This is a genomic window from Tenacibaculum amylolyticum, assembly GCF_964511145.1.
Classification (GTDB): domain Bacteria; phylum Bacteroidota; class Bacteroidia; order Flavobacteriales; family Flavobacteriaceae; genus Polaribacter; species Polaribacter amylolyticum.
The window spans coordinates 92,112-109,300 of record NZ_CAZEFZ010000008.1 but is presented as its reverse complement, the minus strand read 5'-3'; the positions used below and the strand labels follow the sequence as shown (position 1 = coordinate 109,300).

Below are 17,189 nucleotides of genomic sequence, written 5' to 3'. Positions count from 1 at the left end.
GTAATGTTAACTAAAAGTTAAGTTTTAACAACTTCTTAAGTATTTTAGTTAAAAAAAAGCATAAAAAAACACCACATTTTAATGTAGTGTTTTTATTTCTAAGCATATAGCTATCCTATAAAAGCTCGTTGTAATTTTAAGATGCAAGTATTTTTTTTGCTAATTCTTTCCCTAACTCTACTCCAAACTGATCATATGAATATATATTCCATATAATTCCTTGTGTAAAAATTTTGTGTTCATACAAAGCAATTAGTTTCCCTAATGACTTTGGAGTTAGTTTTTCAAATAAGATTGCATTACTTGGTCTATTTCCTTCAAATACCTTGTATGGTAATAACTGGTTTATTTTATCAAAATCTCCAGCTGTCTTTAATTCCAAATGTACTTCTTCACTGGTTTTACCAAATGCTAAAGCTTCCATTTGTGCGTTATAGTTCGCCATTAATTTTTCGTGATGACTTTTTAAACCATGTAAAGATTCTCTATAACCTATAAAATCTGCTGGAATTAGTTTCGTTCCTTGGTGTACTAATTGCATGAATGCATGTTGCATGTTTGTTCCCGTGCTTCCCCATACAATTGTTCCTGTTTCGTAGGTTACTTTATCTCCATTTCTATCTACTCCTTTCCCATTACTTTCCATAATGGCTTGCTGTAAATAATCTGGTAATTTAGCTAAGTATTGTGTATATGGAAGTACAGCTTCTGTTTCTGCGCCATAAAAATTATTGTACCAAATACTTAATAATGCTAGTACTACAGGGATATTTTCGTTAAAGTCTGCCGTTCTAAAATGTATATCCATTTCTTCGGCTCCATTTAATAATTCTCTGAAATTATCGAAACCAACAGCTAAACTTATAGATAAACCTACTGCAGACCATAAAGAGAAACGACCTCCTACCCAATCCCACATTGGGAATACATTGTTTTTATCGATTCCAAAATCGTACACTGCTTCTAAGTTTGTAGAAACTGCCACGAAATGTTTTGCTACATCGAAAATAGAGCCTGACCTTAAAAACCAATCTTTTATAGTATTTGCATTACTAATGGTTTCTTGGGTTGTAAATGTTTTTGAAACAATTACAAATAAGGTTGTTTCTGGATCTAATCTTTTAATAGTTTCTGAAACATGATCTCCATCTACATTAGATACAAAATGTACATTTAGTTTATTTCTATAAAACTTTAACGCTTCAACAACCATATCTGGACCTAAGTCTGATCCTCCAATTCCGATATTTACAACATCTGTAATAGACTTACCTGTATATCCTTTCCATTTACCTGATATTACCTTATTACTAAACGCTCTAATTTTTCTAAGTGCTGTTTGTATTTTAGGTTTTATATCTTTCCCGTCTACTAAAACTGGTTCTTCAGAATTACTTCTTAATGCTGTATGTAATACTGCCCTTCCTTCTGTAGCGTTAATTTTATCTCCAGAAAAATATTTTTCTATAGCATCTTTAACATCAACTTCATTCGCTAATTCTACTAATAAATCTAAAGTTTCTTTTGTGATTTTATTCTTCGAATAATCTACTGCTAGATCATCTAAGGTAATTGAGAAGTTTGTTTTTCTCTCTTTATCTGTTCTGAATAATTCTTTTAAACTTTGATCTTGTGTGTCTTTATAATGTTCCCAGAGCTTCTTCCAAGCTTCAGTTTGAGTCGGGTTAATGTTTTTCAAAGCCATAGTTTGTTAGTTTTTAGCAATAATTTCCTCTGTTACCTCTTCTTCTATTGGCAGTTCACTAGGTGGTAACGGAATGCTATCTAATTGTGATCTTATTGGATTAATAAATTCGAAATACTTAGGTTTTAAACTATCTGCCATTGGTTTTGCAGTAGGTAACTTTTGTCTAAATGGATCTACTTGTCTGCCATTTTTCCAAAAACGATAGCATACATGTGGTCCACTTGTATTTCCTGTCATACCTACCCAACCGATAATATCTCCTTGTTTTACATAATCTCCTACTCGCACATTTCTTCGTTTCATATGTAAATACTGAGTACTATAGGTATTGTTATGTCTTACTTTTACATAATTACCATTTCCACCTCTTCTTGAAGATTCTACAACAGTTCCACTAGCTGTAGTCATAATTGGTGTACCATAAGGTGCTGCAAAATCAGTTCCTTTATGTGGTCTTACTTTATTTCCGTACAGTTTAATTCTTCTTCTTAAGTTGTACCTTGAAGAAATTCTATATTGAAACTTTATTGGTGATTTTAAAAATTGTCTTCTAAGCAAGCCTCCTTCACTATCAAAATAATCTGGAATGTCTTTTATAGAATCTGTTTGATACAAATAAGCATATAGCTCTTGACCTTTATGATTAAAAACAGCTGCTTTAATATCTCCAAAGCCTACAGGTATGGTATCCTTGATGAATTTTTGTTCAAAAATTATTTTAAAAGTATCGTCTTTTTGTAGTCTATAAAAATCTACCGTCCAAGAATAAATATCTGCAACCTCATTTGCTAAAGTTATTGCATATCCTAAAGTATCTATTGCATTTGAAAAGTTATCAATAATTTTTCCTGAAACAGCTTGTTCTACTATTTTAATCGGTTCTCTATATTTATAAGCTGAAATAATTGAATCTTGAAAATTTATAACCGTCGATTCTATTGCATTATGTTTGTATATAAATATTTTAGCAATTTCAGAAGTATCTTTAGAAGCTAGAATTGTATACGGTTTTCCTGCTCTAACTTTTCTAACATCGAATGTATCTTTAATAGTTGTACTAATTTCATTAATTTTTGGATAAAAGACATGATGTCTATCTAGAATTATCCCAAAGCTCTCACCACTTTTAATAGTATCATTAATAACTTTATAATTATCGAAATTGAGTCCGTATTTTATTTCTGGTTCTGGAATCACTTCTTCAACAACTACTTCTGGTGTTTCGGTTGCTTTTTCTTCTTTGCAAGCATAGAAAATTGTAATGAATAATAATAAAACTGTAGTATATTTAGTAGTTTTCAACTATTTGCTTTTTAATTTGAACCAAACACAAAAGTACAAATTAAAGCAATTTATAGTAAGACTTTAACAATATGTAACATTTTTTACTCGAAAACGATTTCGAATGGATTTGCCAATCCTTTATAACCATCTAGTTCTGCTCTTAACGAACCAACGGCTAAAGATGCTTTCATTTTAATTGGTATTTTGTTATCGTCGGCAGTAATCCAAATGGTTACACTTTCTTGTGCTTTAAATACACGTCCTGCTTGTACCAACGGTTGAAATTTCTGAGTTCTTACTTTACCAAACCTAGTACTTAATGTTTCATAACCTACAAAATGAAGTTTAAAAGGGTATTTCTTTTCATCGAAAAACATATCTACTTCAATGTCTTCTCCTTCTTTTAGTTTACTCGTATCGTGATTTCGTAAAAAATAAAATGTAGAAATTAGATCCTGCGGATTGGTTACAGATATAGTACTGTCTTTCTTTTTCAGGAAATCTTCTACATAAGCTGTGTTCTTATGATGATCGAAAGTGATTTGTTTATTCTTTTTATATCCTCCTTCGTTAATATTTCTTTTAAACAAATATGGCTTCACGTCAGATGTGTCAAAATAACTTTCGTAAATATCTTCCACTTTAAAAAACCAACCTACAATATCTGAGGTTCTTCCTTTTCCTATAGCGTGAAGTACTTTTTTCCCGTTATAATCAGTTTCTTTTAATTCTAGCGTAGCTTCTCCTGCTTTTAAAAAACCGCTATAACTCATTTTGTAACGCAGCCACTCTCCATCTTTAAATGCTGGTATTTTCTCTTGTCCAACGCTTAAAAAAGGAACCAAAATGGCTAACAATATTTTAATGGTAGTTCTCATATTTCCAAACTTATAAAAAAAGTATGACAATTATTGTTCCAAAATAGTAATTAGCAGTTTTTAACTAAAACTGTATTCTAAACACAATATTTGGAGTAAATCCTAAAGAAAAGGTATCTACTGTATTTATAATCTGCCTTCCATCGTTAGGATCTATAGCTTTTTCATAGCTCCTTTGTATAATATTTTTTCGATCGTAAATATTAATAAAAGATGCTCCAACTTTCGATCTTATTTTTCGTTTTTTATCCCAGAAAAAATCATAGGTGACAGAAGCGTCTAAACGATGAAAATCTGGCAATGAATTGATATTAAAATTTGTAATTTCTTGTATTTCTTGCTGTTCTTCATTAAAACTACTTCTTAATCCACTAAACGGTAAACCTCCTCTAATAGTATACCCAACAGAGAAATCCCAATTATCTATACTTACTTGTTGAGCTAAGTATACCGCATTTGAAATACTAAAGTTCCCTTTGAAAGATTTTCCTTCATTAAGCCCTGAAAAGTTTAAGCTATTGTCTCCAAAAGTATAGCTTATCCATGAACTTATTTTAGGAGACCAATTCTTTTTAAGCAGTACATCTGCTCCTAAAATTCTTGCATTCCCGTTAAAAATAGTTTCACCTGTTGTATTATTAAATCCTGTTGAAAGCGAAGTTAAACCATCGATTACTTTATAATACACTTCTGCATCTATAATCCAACCATTTTTGTTAAACAATAATCCTGCTGTGTACTGTTGACTTTTTAATATTGGTATTTCTTTATCATTAGACAAGGCCCATAATTCATTTTCTAATCCGAAATCTGAAGTAAAGAATTCAACTATTTTACTAGTATACTGTTGTTTAAACTCTGCTGATGCATTTATCCAAAACGATGGAAATAATTTTAATCTCGTATAAATTCTAGGTTCTAAGAATGTTCTATCTAATAATGGCATATAACTAGATCTTAACCCAGCATGTAAATTAAATGTATTGGATTTTTTTAAGATATATTCTAAAAGTACTGTTTGTTGGTTATTGGTATTATTTCCTTTATTTACTGCGTTTGTGAATAAATCTGTGTTTTCTTGTTCTAGATTGAATGAAATGTTGCTATGTGTAAACTGATATCCAAAGTTTAGTGTGCTTATCTCATTTAATTTTTGACTTAACTGCGTGCTAACCGTAATTTCTTTTACTTCATTATTTTTAATTGTATAGTCGTAAATGGTATTATTTCTGGTTTTGTTACCATCGTAAAAAAGTGTGTAATTAGAATAATAACCACTCGTTTCTTGATGTAAAGTTTCACTCCATTTTTTATTCCATGAAATCCCAAACCCATCGTTTTCTATATTTATTTCATCGGATCTTACTTCTATATCGTTTTTATTTTCAAGAATATAATCTAGATTGTTTTTAATACTAATTTGCTGTAGTGAAATTGTATTATTCTTATTAGGTTGATAGATTAATTTAGTATTAAAATCTATAAAGCTAAATGTGTTCTCATCTTCAATAAAAGGTTGCTCTTTTGTTAAAGTACTTCCATCAGCAATAATTGTATTTTGAAATACTTTTTGAGATAGTTTATCAAATGTTGGTGTATTTAAAATATCTGATATAGAACGTCTGAAAGAAAATTGAATTCCTAATTTTTTATCAATAGGAATTGTTGTATTGACATCTGCTGTAGTAAAATTAAAGCCAGCTCCAAAGGATGTTTTCTCTGGAATATCTGACATAGTTTTTATATCTATTACACCTGCAATATGATTTCCATACTTTGCATTAGATGCATTTTTATATACCGTAACATTATCTACAATGTATGGATTGAAGGCAGAAATAGAACCAAAAAAATGTGATGTATTGTATAGTTTTATTCCGTCGAATAAAATTAAGTTTTGATCTGGTGTTCCTCCTCTTATATGAATTCCAGCAGCATTTTCTATTGGACTTTGAATTCCAGGTAATTGTTGTGTACTTAATAATACATCTGCTTCTGTAAGTCCTGGCAATATTCCTTGTTTTCTCGGTATTAACGTAATAGAACCGTCTGTTTTTTTAACAACACCATTGGTTAAATAGCTAGAAATAATAACTTCTTTTAATAGATCTAATGTTTCTCCTATGTATATTCTTTCGCAGTTAATATTATTTATTTCTGAAACTTTTTTCTCAGCACTTGTATATCCTACATAAGATATTTTTATGATTTCTGATGGATTGACATTTTTTAGGGTAAAAAAACCTTTTTCGTTAGTTCCTACTCCTTTTCCGTCTGCAATAATGGTAACATTTTCTAATGGTAGTCCTGTAGCAATATCATATACATAACCGCAAATAGTTTGATTAGGTTTCTGTGCGATAGTATAATATCTGTTGCTAATTTTTTTTATTTCTAAACCTGTTTTAGTTTCTATTCGAGCTAGAATAGCTGAAAGGCTTTTCTCATTATTTAATTCTATTACTTTACCTTCTATAACTTCCTCAGAAAATGAAAATTTAATATTAAATGATTTTTCTATGGTTGTTAAGATTTCTTTGAGTGTCTTTTTTTGTTCTTGTTGACTTATGAGTAGTGTACTGCAAAAAAGACTGATGAGAAGTAGTCTAATTTTTAGCATACTATTTGGAACGAAGCGTAATTTGTTTGTCGTTTTTTATCTGATACTCAAGATTCATAGAATTTGCAATAGTTTCTATAGCCACAGTTTTGTTTGTATTAGGGAAGCTTCCTGAAAAACGTTTTTGCAAATCTATATTTTGTGTAATTATTTCCACACCATAAGTCTTTTCAAAGCTTTTGATAATGTATTGTAATGGTGTATTTTTAAAACTGCTTTCAAAGTTTTCCCATGACGGACCTTCGTTTGTGAAGTTCCACTCTTCAAATGAGTTCTCTTTAATTTGTCTTACAGCTTGTCCTCTTAAAAGAATGAATTGCTCTCCATTTCTTTCTACGCTTACTTTTCCTTCAAAACATTGAACTTCTAAAAAGTCTTCTTGTTCATTTACATTGAATTGAGTTCCTAATACACTTACAATTCCTTCTTCTGTTACAACTTTAAATTTACTTCCTTTTTTTACTTTAAAAAAGGCTTCTCCTTGTAAAGATACAGTTCTGTTTTTATCCCAATTCTTCTTGTCAAATGTTATGGAGGTTTCAGCATTTAATAAAACTTGTGAACTATCAGGTAATAACACTGCTAATTGTTCTCCAAAATCGGTTGTATATGTTTGATTCGGGTTTAAAATTTGAAATAATCCAAATAATAGTAAAACAGCAGCAGCTATTCCTCCGACTATGGTTTTTATATTTAGTTGAATTACAAGTTTAGATACTTTTGAATTCGTTTTGGTTGTTGCTTTATTTATAAAATTGTCAAACGATTGTTGCTCATCTATATGTGGTGCTTTAAAATCTGAGGAATAGTTCAATACTTTCTCATACAAAGAAAACTGTTTAAATGATTTCAGTTTTATCAGTTCCTCTTGAGAAATTGTATTCTCTATAAATTTATTTAATAATATGTCGAATTCTTGATTTTCCATCAATTTAAATACCTTCTATTTGTCCTCTTAATTTTTTAAGCGCACCAGTCATTCTCTTTTCTACTGTTTTTATTGAGATGTTTAGTAAGTCTGCTATCTCTCTATATTTTTTCTTATCTATTCTATTTAATAAAAATACTTCTCGCTCTTTTTCAGGTAATTCTGCTATGGCAGTTTGCAGTTTTTTTAAAAACTCTTTTTCTTCTAGTACAAACTCTGGATCTTCATTAGTTGTTGTTTTACTAGGTGCTAACTTTTGATGTTCTAAAACAATCTTTTTGTGTTTTACTTTATTTAAGAACGTATTAGAAGCGATTTTATATAAAAATGCTTTTACAGTTCCGTAGACTATTTTTGAACAATTATTCCATACTTTCATGAAACAATCATGTACAATGTCTTCCGCCATATCTATGTCTCCAGATTTATAATAGATATAGTTTCTTAAAGCTGTTACATTTGCCTTGTAGACTTCTTCGAAAACTTTCGAATCGCACAATGATTTCTCATCTTCTTTCATTGAGGCAAAGTTAGTGTCTTTTAGTTAAATACATATTAACACATATATTATGTTTTTAATTAAAAGCAGAGAATGTTCAGGAGTGGATGATGGAAGGGTGAACAATTACTCTGCTTTTTTTTGCACAATATCAACTTACAATTAACTGCGCGAACACTTTCTTTATCTTTTATTTATAGTATTGAATTCCCCACTTTAATTATTACTGTTATCTCCATCTCCATTTCCTTGATCATTGTCGCCATCATTTTGACCATCACCGTTGTCTCCATCATTCTGACCATCACCATTATCTCCATCGTTTTGACCATCACCATTGTCTCCATTATTTTGATTATCAAATTCGACCAACATGATATCATCAATAGCTGCTGATGAACCTATTATTTGAACTACTAAATTATATTCTCCTTGCCTTAAACTTATAGGAACTATACTAGAAAAATCTACCCATCCATCTTGATTTTCTTGTACTGCAAATTTTACTAATGCATTTTCTAAACTTCTATCATTATTACTATTTGCTTCTTTTGATTCTATATATACATTAAAATAGTATCCACTTTCCCATCCTGTAAAATCTCCTGGCATATAATATTTAAACTTCAATTTTGCTTTCCCTTCTGGAAGTTCCTCTGCAACCGTAAAACTTGTTGTTACAACTCCATTAAAGAAACCTTCGCAACCTCCCATATCTAAACCTAAAAACTGCGTATCGTTCCCTTTAAAATCGTATCCTTTCCATGCTGTAAAATCTTCTGTCTTTCCTCTAAATAGAGTTCCACAACGATTGTTTGCTTGTACTAAATCTATTACAGGTTTATTTTCGGTAAAGTCTCCTGAAGCATGACTCACAAAGTTGTGATTTCCATTTTCAAAATCGAAATTAAACACTACTCGTTCACTATTTTGTTCGTCTTGAATTGGCTCTAAGTTTGATTCTACACAACTGGTTAATGTTGCTACACACAAACCTAATACGATGGGTAATTTTTTCATTTTAACTTATTTTAATGTTATTACAGGTTTAATACAACCCACTTTTATTTTTCCCTATGCTTTTTTAAAAAAAGTTTTCTAACAAAAAAACACTTGCCTTTTCAGACAAGTGTTTTTATATACTAATGTTTTATTTTCTTTTAAAAAGTTCCCCAGTTTTCTAACTCTTCTTTACTCCATAAATAAGGAAAGAAAACTCTTCGTTGATATTTTGGGTGCAAGTATTTTCTCCAATTACTTCCTCCTGTTGCCTCTAAATCTTTTTCATTCCCTCCAAGATATTTTCCTGCTGCGTTATAATGTGCCATTACCCATTTTACATTAACTGTATAATCGTAATGTCTCATTGCTTTAATCAACGACTCGTTTTCTTGAACTTCGACTGGTAATTGTTTAAACTTTCTTGAAAGATTAATATCATTATAATCTTCCATAAATTCAATAAACTCGCCCATGTATTTCTTTTCAAACAGCTTTAATAAAGTTGTTTTTTGCCCGGTAGTATAATTTTTACCTGCTGCTTGCCAATACAAGTGATCATAAGCATTTTTAAAAGAAGAACCTCTATCTATTGTATCTCTAAAACGAATATCTATCAAATTAATTAACTCTGTAGAAGCAAATTCTATTTTACGATATTGAGCACTTTGAAAGCCACTTGCTGGAGTTAATGTATTTCTAAATTTTAAATACTGATCTACATCCATTCCTTCTCCCATTACTTCGAAAGAGCTACATAACACATCAAAATACCTACTAATACGCATTAAATGTTTAGAGAATTTTTCAGCAGATATTTCTATAGATTTCGCTACTTGATCTATTTCCCACAGTATCATCTTAAATAATAACTCATTTACTTGATGATACATGATAAATACCATTTCGTCTGGTTGCGTAGTTCTTGGTATTTGTAAACCTAGTAGTGCATCTGTTTGTATGTAATCCCAATATGTAATAGGTTTACTCCACAGTAATCCTTCTAGCATTGCTTCTACGGGCACACCAAGTTTCTCGTATTTTTCTTCGATGGCTTTTAGTAATTCTTCTTTATTCATGGGTTGAATTTAGTAAGGCTTCAAATTTACTATTCTTTATTCATTAAAATATATTATTTAACGCTCTCTCTTTTTACATTAATATCACAATAAAAAACCAAGAAAATGGCTAGTTATTTTCTTGGTTTTTAAGTTTCATTAGTACTCTATATTATAATGTACCTCTTCTTTGTTGTTCTCTCTCAATAGATTCAAATAAGGCTTTAAAGTTTCCTGCTCCGAATCCTCTTGCTCCCATACGTTGAATAATTTCAAAGAATAAGGTTGGTCTATCTTCTACTGGTTTTGTAAATATTTGTAATAAATATCCTTCTTCATCAGCATCTACTAAAATTGATAATTCTTGTAATTTAGAAATATCTTCCTTCATAATTTCCATATGCGCACCTAAACGCTCAGGAATCATATCGTAATACGATTGTGGTGGTGGTGGTAAAAACTCTACACCATTTGCTTTTAATTGTGCTACTGTTTTAATAATATCGTCTGTAGCAACAGCAATATGCTGTACTCCCTCACCTTCATAAAAATCTAAATATTCTTCTATCTGTGATCTTTTAACTGCTTTTGCTGGTTCGTTAATTGGAAATTTTACACGACCGTTCCCATTACTCATTACTTTACTCATTAAAGCAGAATATTCTGTATGGATTTGTTTGTCATCAAATGATAAAAAGTTTTCAAACCCCATTACATCTTCATACCATTTTACCCATTTATTCATTTGTCCCCAACCAACATTTCCTACCATATGGTCTATGTATTTTAAACCAGCTGCCGGTGGATTATAATCTGATTTCCAATCCATAAAACCAGGCATAAAAGTACCTTTGTAGTTTTTACGTTCTACAAACATATGTACCGTTTCTCCGTAGGTATAAATTCCAGAACGCACTACTTCTCCATGTTCATCTTTTTCTACAGTAGGCTCCATGTACGACTTTGCTCCTCTTTTGGTAGTTTCTTCCCAAGCAGAACGCGCATCCTCCACCCATAATGCTACTACTTTAACACCATCTCCATGCTTTACAATATGCTCGTTAATTGGCGATTTACTATTTAATGGAGTTGTTAATACTAAACGAATTTTATCTTGTACTAATACATAGCTCACTTCGTCTGTAGATCCCGTTTCTAATCCTTTATATGCTAAGGATTGGAATCCGAATGCTGTTTTATAAAAGTGTGCAGATTGTTTTGCATTTCCTACATAGAATTCTACATAATCTGTTCCTAAAAGTGGAAGGAAATCTTGCGCTCCTTCAAATATTTTTTCTAAACCGTAGTTTACTGATTTTATATCTTTTGACATTTCTTTCTTATTTGATAATTTGTTAATTGATAAACTTGAAAATCTATTCTTTTTACATTTTCAAATTATTCCATTTAGGCATTAAACACTACTCTAACCAAGATTTATAATAATCTTCATCAGCAATTTTCATTGCTTCTTCTGTTACCATAAGTGGTTTAAAAGTATCTACCATAACCGCTAACTCTTCTGTTTCGGTTTTTCCAATACTTCTTTCTGTTGCTCCTGGATGTGGTCCGTGAGGAATTCCAGCTGGATGTAAAGAAATATGTCCTGCATCAATATCATTTCTACTCATGAAATCTCCATCTACATAATACAATACTTCATCAGAATCTATATTACTATGATTATATGGAGCTGGTATTGCTAGCGGATGATAATCATATAATCTTGGAACAAAACTACAGATTACAAAGGCATCTGTTTCAAAAGTTTGGTGTACTGGTGGCGGTTGATGTACACGACCTGTAATTGGCTCAAAATCGTGAATAGAAAATGCATATGGATAATTGTACCCATCATAACCTACAACATCAAAAGGATGGCTTGCATACACCATTTCTATGATTTCATCTTGCTTTTTCACTTTAATTAAGAAATCGCCATTCTCATTATACGTTTCTAATTCTTGCGGCTGACGAATATCTCTTTCACAAAAAGGTGCGTGTTCTAATAACTGTCCGAACCAGTTTCTGTATCTTTTTGGTGTATATACAGGTCTGTATGATTCTACAATAAATAATCTATTATCTTCTGTATCAAAATCTAATTTATAGATCATTCCACGAGGAATTACTAAGTAATCTCCATATTTGAAATCTAAATTTCCCATATGAGTTCTTAGTTTCCCTGTTCCTTTATGCACAAAAATTACTTCATCTGCATCTGTATTTTTATAGAAATAATCTTTTGTAGATTCTTTTGGCGCAGATAAAATAATATTACAATCTGAATTGGTTAATACTATTTTTCTACTTTCTAAATAATCGGCTACTTGAGGAACTTGAAATCCTCTAAATCGATACGATTGTATATTGTTTTTCTTTGCTATTTTAGGAGATACGCTGTATTGTTTTTTAATCTCCTTTACTTGGGTTGGTCTTTGTTCGTGGTATAAATTTGACGACATTCCATCGAAACCTATAGTACCAAATAATTGCTCATAATATAAGCTTCCATCTGGTTTACGAAATTGTGTATGACGTTTATGTGGTATTTCTCCTAATTTATGATAAAAAGGCATTCTTATTTTTTTAAGTGAAACTTGAGTTGATTTTCTGAATATCAGAAATTTTCTAATCCTAACTAAAATCCATCAACAGTATTGTTGGTGATACTTAAGAGTGTATCATTCTGGATTTCGTTTTATCATAAACTTTAAATGTGATAGTAAACCTAACCAATACATTTATAGCGATTTAGTTGTTGTCTTACAAATATACTAAAAGTAGCTAGGATATTGGGAGATCTACTCTATTTATAGCCTGAATATTCGTTAATTATAAGCTAATTAAAGTAATTAAATTTTTTATTTATACTCAATCTAAATAAATTTGCGTTTTTATAGCATATCGCTACCTAAATAATTATACATGGATACCATTGGATTGATATACGGCTCTGATACCGGAATGACAGAAGAAGTAACACATAATTTAATTGACATTAGTAATTTAGATATTGATGTAATAGAGGCTGAAGTAGTTAAAAAATCTGACTTTAATAGGTACAATAAACTAATTTTAGGTTTATCTACTTGGTATGATGGTGATTTACAAAGTGATTGGGAAAACTTTTTTGATGAATTCGAAACAATTGATTTTTCCGGAAAAACAGTGGCTCTATATGGTTTAGGCGATCAGTATGGTTATGGTGAGTATTTTATAGATGGCGTTGGTATTCTTGCAACTACAATTATACAGAACGGAGGAACTGTAATAGGAAAATGGCCTATTGAAGGGTATGATTTTACTGAATCCAAAGCAAAAATCGAAGAAGAAGATTTATTTTATGGTTTAGCTTTAGATGAAGATAATCAACCAGAGTTAACTGGAGATCGATTACAACAATGGGTTGCGCAAATAGAAGAAGAGTTTGATAACTAGATAGCTGACTTAACTAAAAAGCATAAAAAAAATCGTCTAAAAAGATATTTTATTGTCGTTTAATATTCTCAGTATTCTTTTGACAGCTAGTCTTTTTAGGCGATCTTTTATTTCAACTATTACACTCTCAAATGAGCTTATTCTTTTGGTAATCTCTCATCGATCATTTTTAATGGCATTCCTTCCATTAGATCGAAGACATCTAAAATGCTTCTAAAAGTATCTTCTTCTTCAGATTGCTCTGTAATAAACCATTGCATGAATACTTCTGTTACAAAGTCGTCTTCTTTTCTTGCTGATTTAAAAATTCTGAAAATAGATTCAGTTACATTTATTTCTTGTTCTAAAGAAGCTTCATAAATACCTCTTAGGCTATCAAAATCATTATTTACATTATGAATTTCTGGAGACATTGCTGCACCACCATTATCGTTAATAAATGTAAATATCTTCATTGCATGCTCTCTTTCTTCTTCTGCTTGTTTATAGAAAAATGCTTTGCTATTTAATAATTCTCTTTGATCGCACCATGAAGCCATTGCTAAATAAGAAGCCGACGCCTTCATTTCTAATGCAATTTGATCATTCAATAAATCCATTATTACTGGATTAATTGTCATTTGTTTTCTTACTGCTGTTTTCATGATATTATTATTTATTGCTAATTTACAACATATATATCCCAGAAAACAGTGTAAAACTGAATTTGAAAAAAGTCTAAATAAGGATATTATTTAGATTAAAACTGATTTAGTATTACAGAAAAAAGAATCGATTGTATCTCTTAATAATAATAACTGAGGAATATCTAAATAGATTAGATGTTGTTTATCAGCTACAAAAAGTAATACAAAGTTTTCTCTATCTATAATTTCATATAGCGATTCTGGATGAGTTAATTTAACAATAGCATTTCTAAGTTGTAATAACTGGGGGAATGTTAATAGTATCTCCTTATTTACTGTTGTTAATTTGTATTTGCAAAAAGTTATCTCTTCGAGTTTAATACTCGTCTCAGCACTCACATTTACATTCATACTGCAAATGTACTACTTTATTTAGAATAAATAAAAATTAACTTTCCGGAGCTAATTCAACTTCCAACCCATCTAACTCTTGAGTCATATGTATTTGACATCCTAAGCGGCTATTGTCTTCAACATAAAAAGCTTCTGCAAGCATTGCATCTTCATCATCAGACATTTCTGGAAGTTCGTGATCTGATTTCACATAGCATTGACAAGAAGCACACATAGCCATTCCTCCGCAAATACCAATTGTTCCTTCAGGAGCTAATTCATAGGAACGAACAACTTCCATCAAGTTCATATTCATATCTGTAGGTGCTTGCACTTCGTGCATTACACCATCTCTATCTGTTATTTTTATAGTAATATCTTGATCTTCCATTTTTATAAAAAATAGCTTGTTCCTAGTAATTTAAAAATAGGTATGCATATGACAGCAAGGATGATAAATAAACTGGTGATTTTAATAAACAAAGGGTAGTTCTTAGTTTCAAATTCTTTTGAATCAACATTGTCTTCTAAACCCTCTTTAGGACTAAACAAATGCAAAGATAGACCTAAAATAAGTGCTGCAAATAATAGCACAATCATTTGATCTAATGAGACTATTATTAAATCATCAAAGCTTGGTGGCCACCATATATCAATAAGTTTTAATGGTACCATATTAATTCTCTTGTTCTTTTAACTTCTTTCGTAACACTTTAGCTCGTTTGTCTTCTTCATCATGGCTCCATCCTGGTGAATTGAAAATATAGTTCAATTTATCACTCCACTTATCAGCTCTTTTTACATCTTTCCAAATTGCAGCATATTCATGAGTAGCCACTTTAATTGGGTTAAATGTTTCAATATTTACAGTTAAACCATACACAGGTTGATCGATTTCTTTTAACTCTTCAGAAAACGTACCAAACATACGATCCCAAATAATAAGAATTCCCGCATGGTTACAATCTAAATAACGAATATTAGATGCATGATGAACTCTATGATGTGAAGGTGTATTAAAAATAAACTCTATTGGTTTTGGTAGTTTATCAACTAATTCTGTATGTACAAAAAACTGATAAATTAAACTTATTCCCATCATTGTAAACATCATTAAGGGATCAAAACCTAGCAATGGAATCCACAACCAAAAAAAGAATTTATGGATTCTTTCTCCTACACCTTGCCTTAATGCTGTGCCTAAATTCATGTGTACAGATGAATGGTGAGGCACATGTCCGGCCCAAAACAATCGTACTTCATGATTTAATCGATGAAACCAATAATAAGAAAGATCGTCTGCTAAGAATAAAATAATCCAAGCCCACCATTGTCTGTCTACAATTCCTTTTAAAGGAGAAAGTTCATATAAATAGAAAAACACAACAAATGCTAACACTTTGGGAATAAACTCTACAATCGCAGAAAACACCATCATTAATAAGGATACTCCTGTATCTTTTGAATGGTATTTCTCTTTTGCAATTTTGTACTCTACCAGCATAGAAACAAAAAATACTGGTAAGGCAAAATATAAGAGCTTATCTTGTGATAGTTGTTGTACGTATTCTATTAAGGTCATATATTATTCTATCTTTTTTACAACTGCTTTTGGTGCTTCTTTTTTAGTTCCGTCAAATCCTTCTACTCCTCCTACTGTAGTATATTTCATTACATACTTTTTATCTGGATGAATAATTTTAAACGCACTTTGACACATTAAAGTAGCTTCGTGAAAACCACAAAGAATTAATTTTAATTTTCCAGGGTATGTGTTTACATCTCCAATAGCAAAAATTCCAGGAATATTTGTTTGATAATCTAACGCATTATTCACTTTAATAGCGTTTTTCTCAATTTCTAATCCCCAATCTGCAATGGGTCCTAACTTTGGAGACAATCCAAATAATGGTATGAAATGATCTGTATCAATAACAAAAGGATCTTCATCTTTCTTATGAACTTCAACTCCTTCAACCTTACCATTACCAACAATTGCTTTTACCTCTGCAGGTGTAATTAAGTTGATTTTTCCTTCGTTCTTTAACTCTTGTACTTTATCAACAGAATCTAAAGCTCCTCTAAATTCGTTTCTTCTATGGATTAAAGTAACCGATTTTGCTACATCTGTTAAGAAGATAGACCAATCTAATGCAGAATCTCCACCTCCAGCAATTACCACATCTTTATCGCGATATACTTCTGGTTCTTTAATCATATATTCCACTCCTTTTCCTTCGTATTCTGCAATATTAGAAATAGGTGGTTTTCTTGGTTCAAAACTTCCTAAACCTCCAGCAATAGCTACAACTGGTGCTTGATGTTTTGTTCCTTTATTTGTGGTTACGATAAATGTTCCGTCTTCTTGTTTTTCGATTGTATCTGCACGTTCAGCTAAGGTAAACCCTGGTTCAAATTGTTTAATTTGTTCCATTAACCTATCTGTTAAATCTCCTGCTAAAATTTCTGGATATGCAGGAATATCATAGATTGGTTTTTTAGGATAAATCTCTGAACATTGCCCTCCTGGTTGTGGTAATGCATCTATTAAATGACAACGTAACTTTAATAAACCTGCTTCGAAAACTGTAAATAAACCTGTAGGACCTGCTCCTATGATTAATATATCTGTTTTTATCATTTTGATAAAAAATATGCTTTATTTATAGACGTATTCCGCATTTTAATGCGGAATACAATTTGTTTGAATTCTTTATATTTCCAAATATAAAGAAGTAATGCTTGTTGAAAGCTG

Annotated in this window: 17 protein-coding genes; 1 reads left to right on the top strand and 16 read right to left on the bottom strand. The window is 30.8% G+C overall.

Annotated features, from left to right (window positions below):
- Positions 1-136: 136 nt before the first annotated feature.
- The 10 genes from pgi to ACKTTC_RS04380 form a co-directional block, all read right to left on the bottom strand.
- The gene (pgi, locus tag ACKTTC_RS04425; protein WP_408038593.1) at positions 137-1,705 is read right to left on the bottom strand and encodes a glucose-6-phosphate isomerase; all 1,569 of its coding nucleotides are present in this window, start codon (positions 1,703-1,705) and stop codon (positions 137-139) included.
- 6 nt (positions 1,706-1,711) lie between these two features.
- Entirely contained in the window at positions 1,712-3,010 is a 1,299-nt protein-coding gene (locus ACKTTC_RS04420) for a M23 family metallopeptidase (RefSeq protein ID WP_408038592.1), read from the bottom strand.
- A gap of 83 nt (positions 3,011-3,093) precedes the next feature.
- Complete coding sequence (locus ACKTTC_RS04415; protein ID WP_408038591.1) at positions 3,094-3,870, bottom strand: DUF3108 domain-containing protein; 777 nt, start codon at positions 3,868-3,870, stop codon at positions 3,094-3,096.
- Between the two features lie 64 nt (positions 3,871-3,934).
- The gene (locus ACKTTC_RS04410) at positions 3,935-6,490 is read right to left on the bottom strand and encodes a TonB-dependent receptor domain-containing protein (protein ID WP_408038590.1); all 2,556 of its coding nucleotides are present in this window, start codon (positions 6,488-6,490) and stop codon (positions 3,935-3,937) included.
- A gap of 1 nt (position 6,491) precedes the next feature.
- On the bottom strand, positions 6,492-7,418 hold the full coding sequence (locus ACKTTC_RS04405; protein WP_408038589.1) for a FecR family protein: 927 nt from the start codon (positions 7,416-7,418) through the stop codon (positions 6,492-6,494).
- A gap of 4 nt (positions 7,419-7,422) precedes the next feature.
- A complete protein-coding gene (locus ACKTTC_RS04400; RefSeq protein WP_408038588.1) occupies positions 7,423-7,938 on the bottom strand; it encodes an RNA polymerase sigma factor in 516 nt (171 codons plus the stop codon).
- Positions 7,939-8,133: 195 nt separating this feature from the next.
- Positions 8,134-8,937 (bottom strand): hypothetical protein, encoded by an 804-nt coding sequence (locus tag ACKTTC_RS04395; protein ID WP_408038587.1) that lies wholly within the window; start codon positions 8,935-8,937, stop codon positions 8,134-8,136.
- A gap of 140 nt (positions 8,938-9,077) precedes the next feature.
- Complete coding sequence (locus tag ACKTTC_RS04390; RefSeq protein ID WP_408038586.1) at positions 9,078-9,995, bottom strand: tryptophan 2,3-dioxygenase family protein; 918 nt, start codon at positions 9,993-9,995, stop codon at positions 9,078-9,080.
- Positions 9,996-10,146: 151 nt separating this feature from the next.
- Entirely contained in the window at positions 10,147-11,307 is a 1,161-nt protein-coding gene (gene hppD, locus ACKTTC_RS04385) for a 4-hydroxyphenylpyruvate dioxygenase (protein WP_408038585.1), read from the bottom strand.
- Positions 11,308-11,395: 88 nt separating this feature from the next.
- Entirely contained in the window at positions 11,396-12,553 is a 1,158-nt protein-coding gene (locus tag ACKTTC_RS04380) for a homogentisate 1,2-dioxygenase (RefSeq protein WP_408038584.1), read from the bottom strand.
- 349 nt (positions 12,554-12,902) lie between these two features.
- On the opposite strand from ACKTTC_RS04380, the gene ACKTTC_RS04375 reads away from it, so the two are divergent.
- Positions 12,903-13,415, top strand: a complete 513-nt coding sequence (locus ACKTTC_RS04375; protein ID WP_408038583.1) for a flavodoxin — start codon at positions 12,903-12,905, stop codon at positions 13,413-13,415.
- Positions 13,416-13,552: 137 nt separating this feature from the next.
- On the opposite strand, the gene ACKTTC_RS04370 is transcribed toward ACKTTC_RS04375, so the two are convergent.
- From ACKTTC_RS04370 to ACKTTC_RS04345, 6 genes are all read right to left on the bottom strand, one after another.
- On the bottom strand, positions 13,553-14,059 hold the full coding sequence (locus ACKTTC_RS04370; protein WP_408038582.1) for a ferritin: 507 nt from the start codon (positions 14,057-14,059) through the stop codon (positions 13,553-13,555).
- 90 nt (positions 14,060-14,149) lie between these two features.
- On the bottom strand, positions 14,150-14,452 hold the full coding sequence (locus ACKTTC_RS04365) for a hypothetical protein (protein ID WP_408038581.1): 303 nt from the start codon (positions 14,450-14,452) through the stop codon (positions 14,150-14,152).
- A gap of 37 nt (positions 14,453-14,489) precedes the next feature.
- Positions 14,490-14,825, bottom strand: a complete 336-nt coding sequence (locus ACKTTC_RS04360; protein WP_408038580.1) for a 2Fe-2S iron-sulfur cluster-binding protein — start codon at positions 14,823-14,825, stop codon at positions 14,490-14,492.
- A gap of 2 nt (positions 14,826-14,827) precedes the next feature.
- Positions 14,828-15,109, bottom strand: a complete 282-nt coding sequence (locus ACKTTC_RS04355; RefSeq protein WP_408038579.1) for a hypothetical protein — start codon at positions 15,107-15,109, stop codon at positions 14,828-14,830.
- Between the two features lies 1 nt (position 15,110).
- Positions 15,111-16,016 (bottom strand): sterol desaturase family protein, encoded by a 906-nt coding sequence (locus tag ACKTTC_RS04350; protein ID WP_408038578.1) that lies wholly within the window; start codon positions 16,014-16,016, stop codon positions 15,111-15,113.
- Positions 16,017-16,019: 3 nt separating this feature from the next.
- A complete protein-coding gene (locus ACKTTC_RS04345; RefSeq protein WP_408038577.1) occupies positions 16,020-17,075 on the bottom strand; it encodes an NAD(P)/FAD-dependent oxidoreductase in 1,056 nt (351 codons plus the stop codon).
- Positions 17,076-17,189: the final 114 nt, after the last annotated feature.

Coding starts and splice junctions, on each gene's coding strand:
- pgi (WP_408038593.1), bottom strand. CDS start 1,705: ATGGCTTTGAAAAACATTAACCCGACTCAAACTGAAGCTTGGAAGAAG.
- ACKTTC_RS04415 (WP_408038591.1), bottom strand. CDS start 3,870: ATGAGAACTACCATTAAAATATTGTTAGCCATTTTGGTTCCTTTTTTA.
- ACKTTC_RS04410 (WP_408038590.1), bottom strand. CDS start 6,490: ATGCTAAAAATTAGACTACTTCTCATCAGTCTTTTTTGCAGTACACTA.
- ACKTTC_RS04405 (WP_408038589.1), bottom strand. CDS start 7,418: ATGGAAAATCAAGAATTCGACATATTATTAAATAAATTTATAGAGAAT.
- ACKTTC_RS04400 (WP_408038588.1), bottom strand. CDS start 7,938: ATGAAAGAAGATGAGAAATCATTGTGCGATTCGAAAGTTTTCGAAGAA.
- ACKTTC_RS04395 (WP_408038587.1), bottom strand. CDS start 8,937: ATGAAAAAATTACCCATCGTATTAGGTTTGTGTGTAGCAACATTAACC.
- ACKTTC_RS04390 (WP_408038586.1), bottom strand. CDS start 9,995: ATGAATAAAGAAGAATTACTAAAAGCCATCGAAGAAAAATACGAGAAA.
- hppD (WP_408038585.1), bottom strand. CDS start 11,307: ATGTCAAAAGATATAAAATCAGTAAACTACGGTTTAGAAAAAATATTT.
- ACKTTC_RS04380 (WP_408038584.1), bottom strand. CDS start 12,553: ATGCCTTTTTATCATAAATTAGGAGAAATACCACATAAACGTCATACA.
- ACKTTC_RS04375 (WP_408038583.1), top strand. CDS start 12,903: ATGGATACCATTGGATTGATATACGGCTCTGATACCGGAATGACAGAA.
- ACKTTC_RS04370 (WP_408038582.1), bottom strand. CDS start 14,059: ATGAAAACAGCAGTAAGAAAACAAATGACAATTAATCCAGTAATAATG.
- ACKTTC_RS04365 (WP_408038581.1), bottom strand. CDS start 14,452: ATGAATGTAAATGTGAGTGCTGAGACGAGTATTAAACTCGAAGAGATA.
- ACKTTC_RS04360 (WP_408038580.1), bottom strand. CDS start 14,825: ATGGAAGATCAAGATATTACTATAAAAATAACAGATAGAGATGGTGTA.
- ACKTTC_RS04355 (WP_408038579.1), bottom strand. CDS start 15,109: ATGGTACCATTAAAACTTATTGATATATGGTGGCCACCAAGCTTTGAT.
- ACKTTC_RS04350 (WP_408038578.1), bottom strand. CDS start 16,016: ATGACCTTAATAGAATACGTACAACAACTATCACAAGATAAGCTCTTA.
- ACKTTC_RS04345 (WP_408038577.1), bottom strand. CDS start 17,075: ATGATAAAAACAGATATATTAATCATAGGAGCAGGTCCTACAGGTTTA.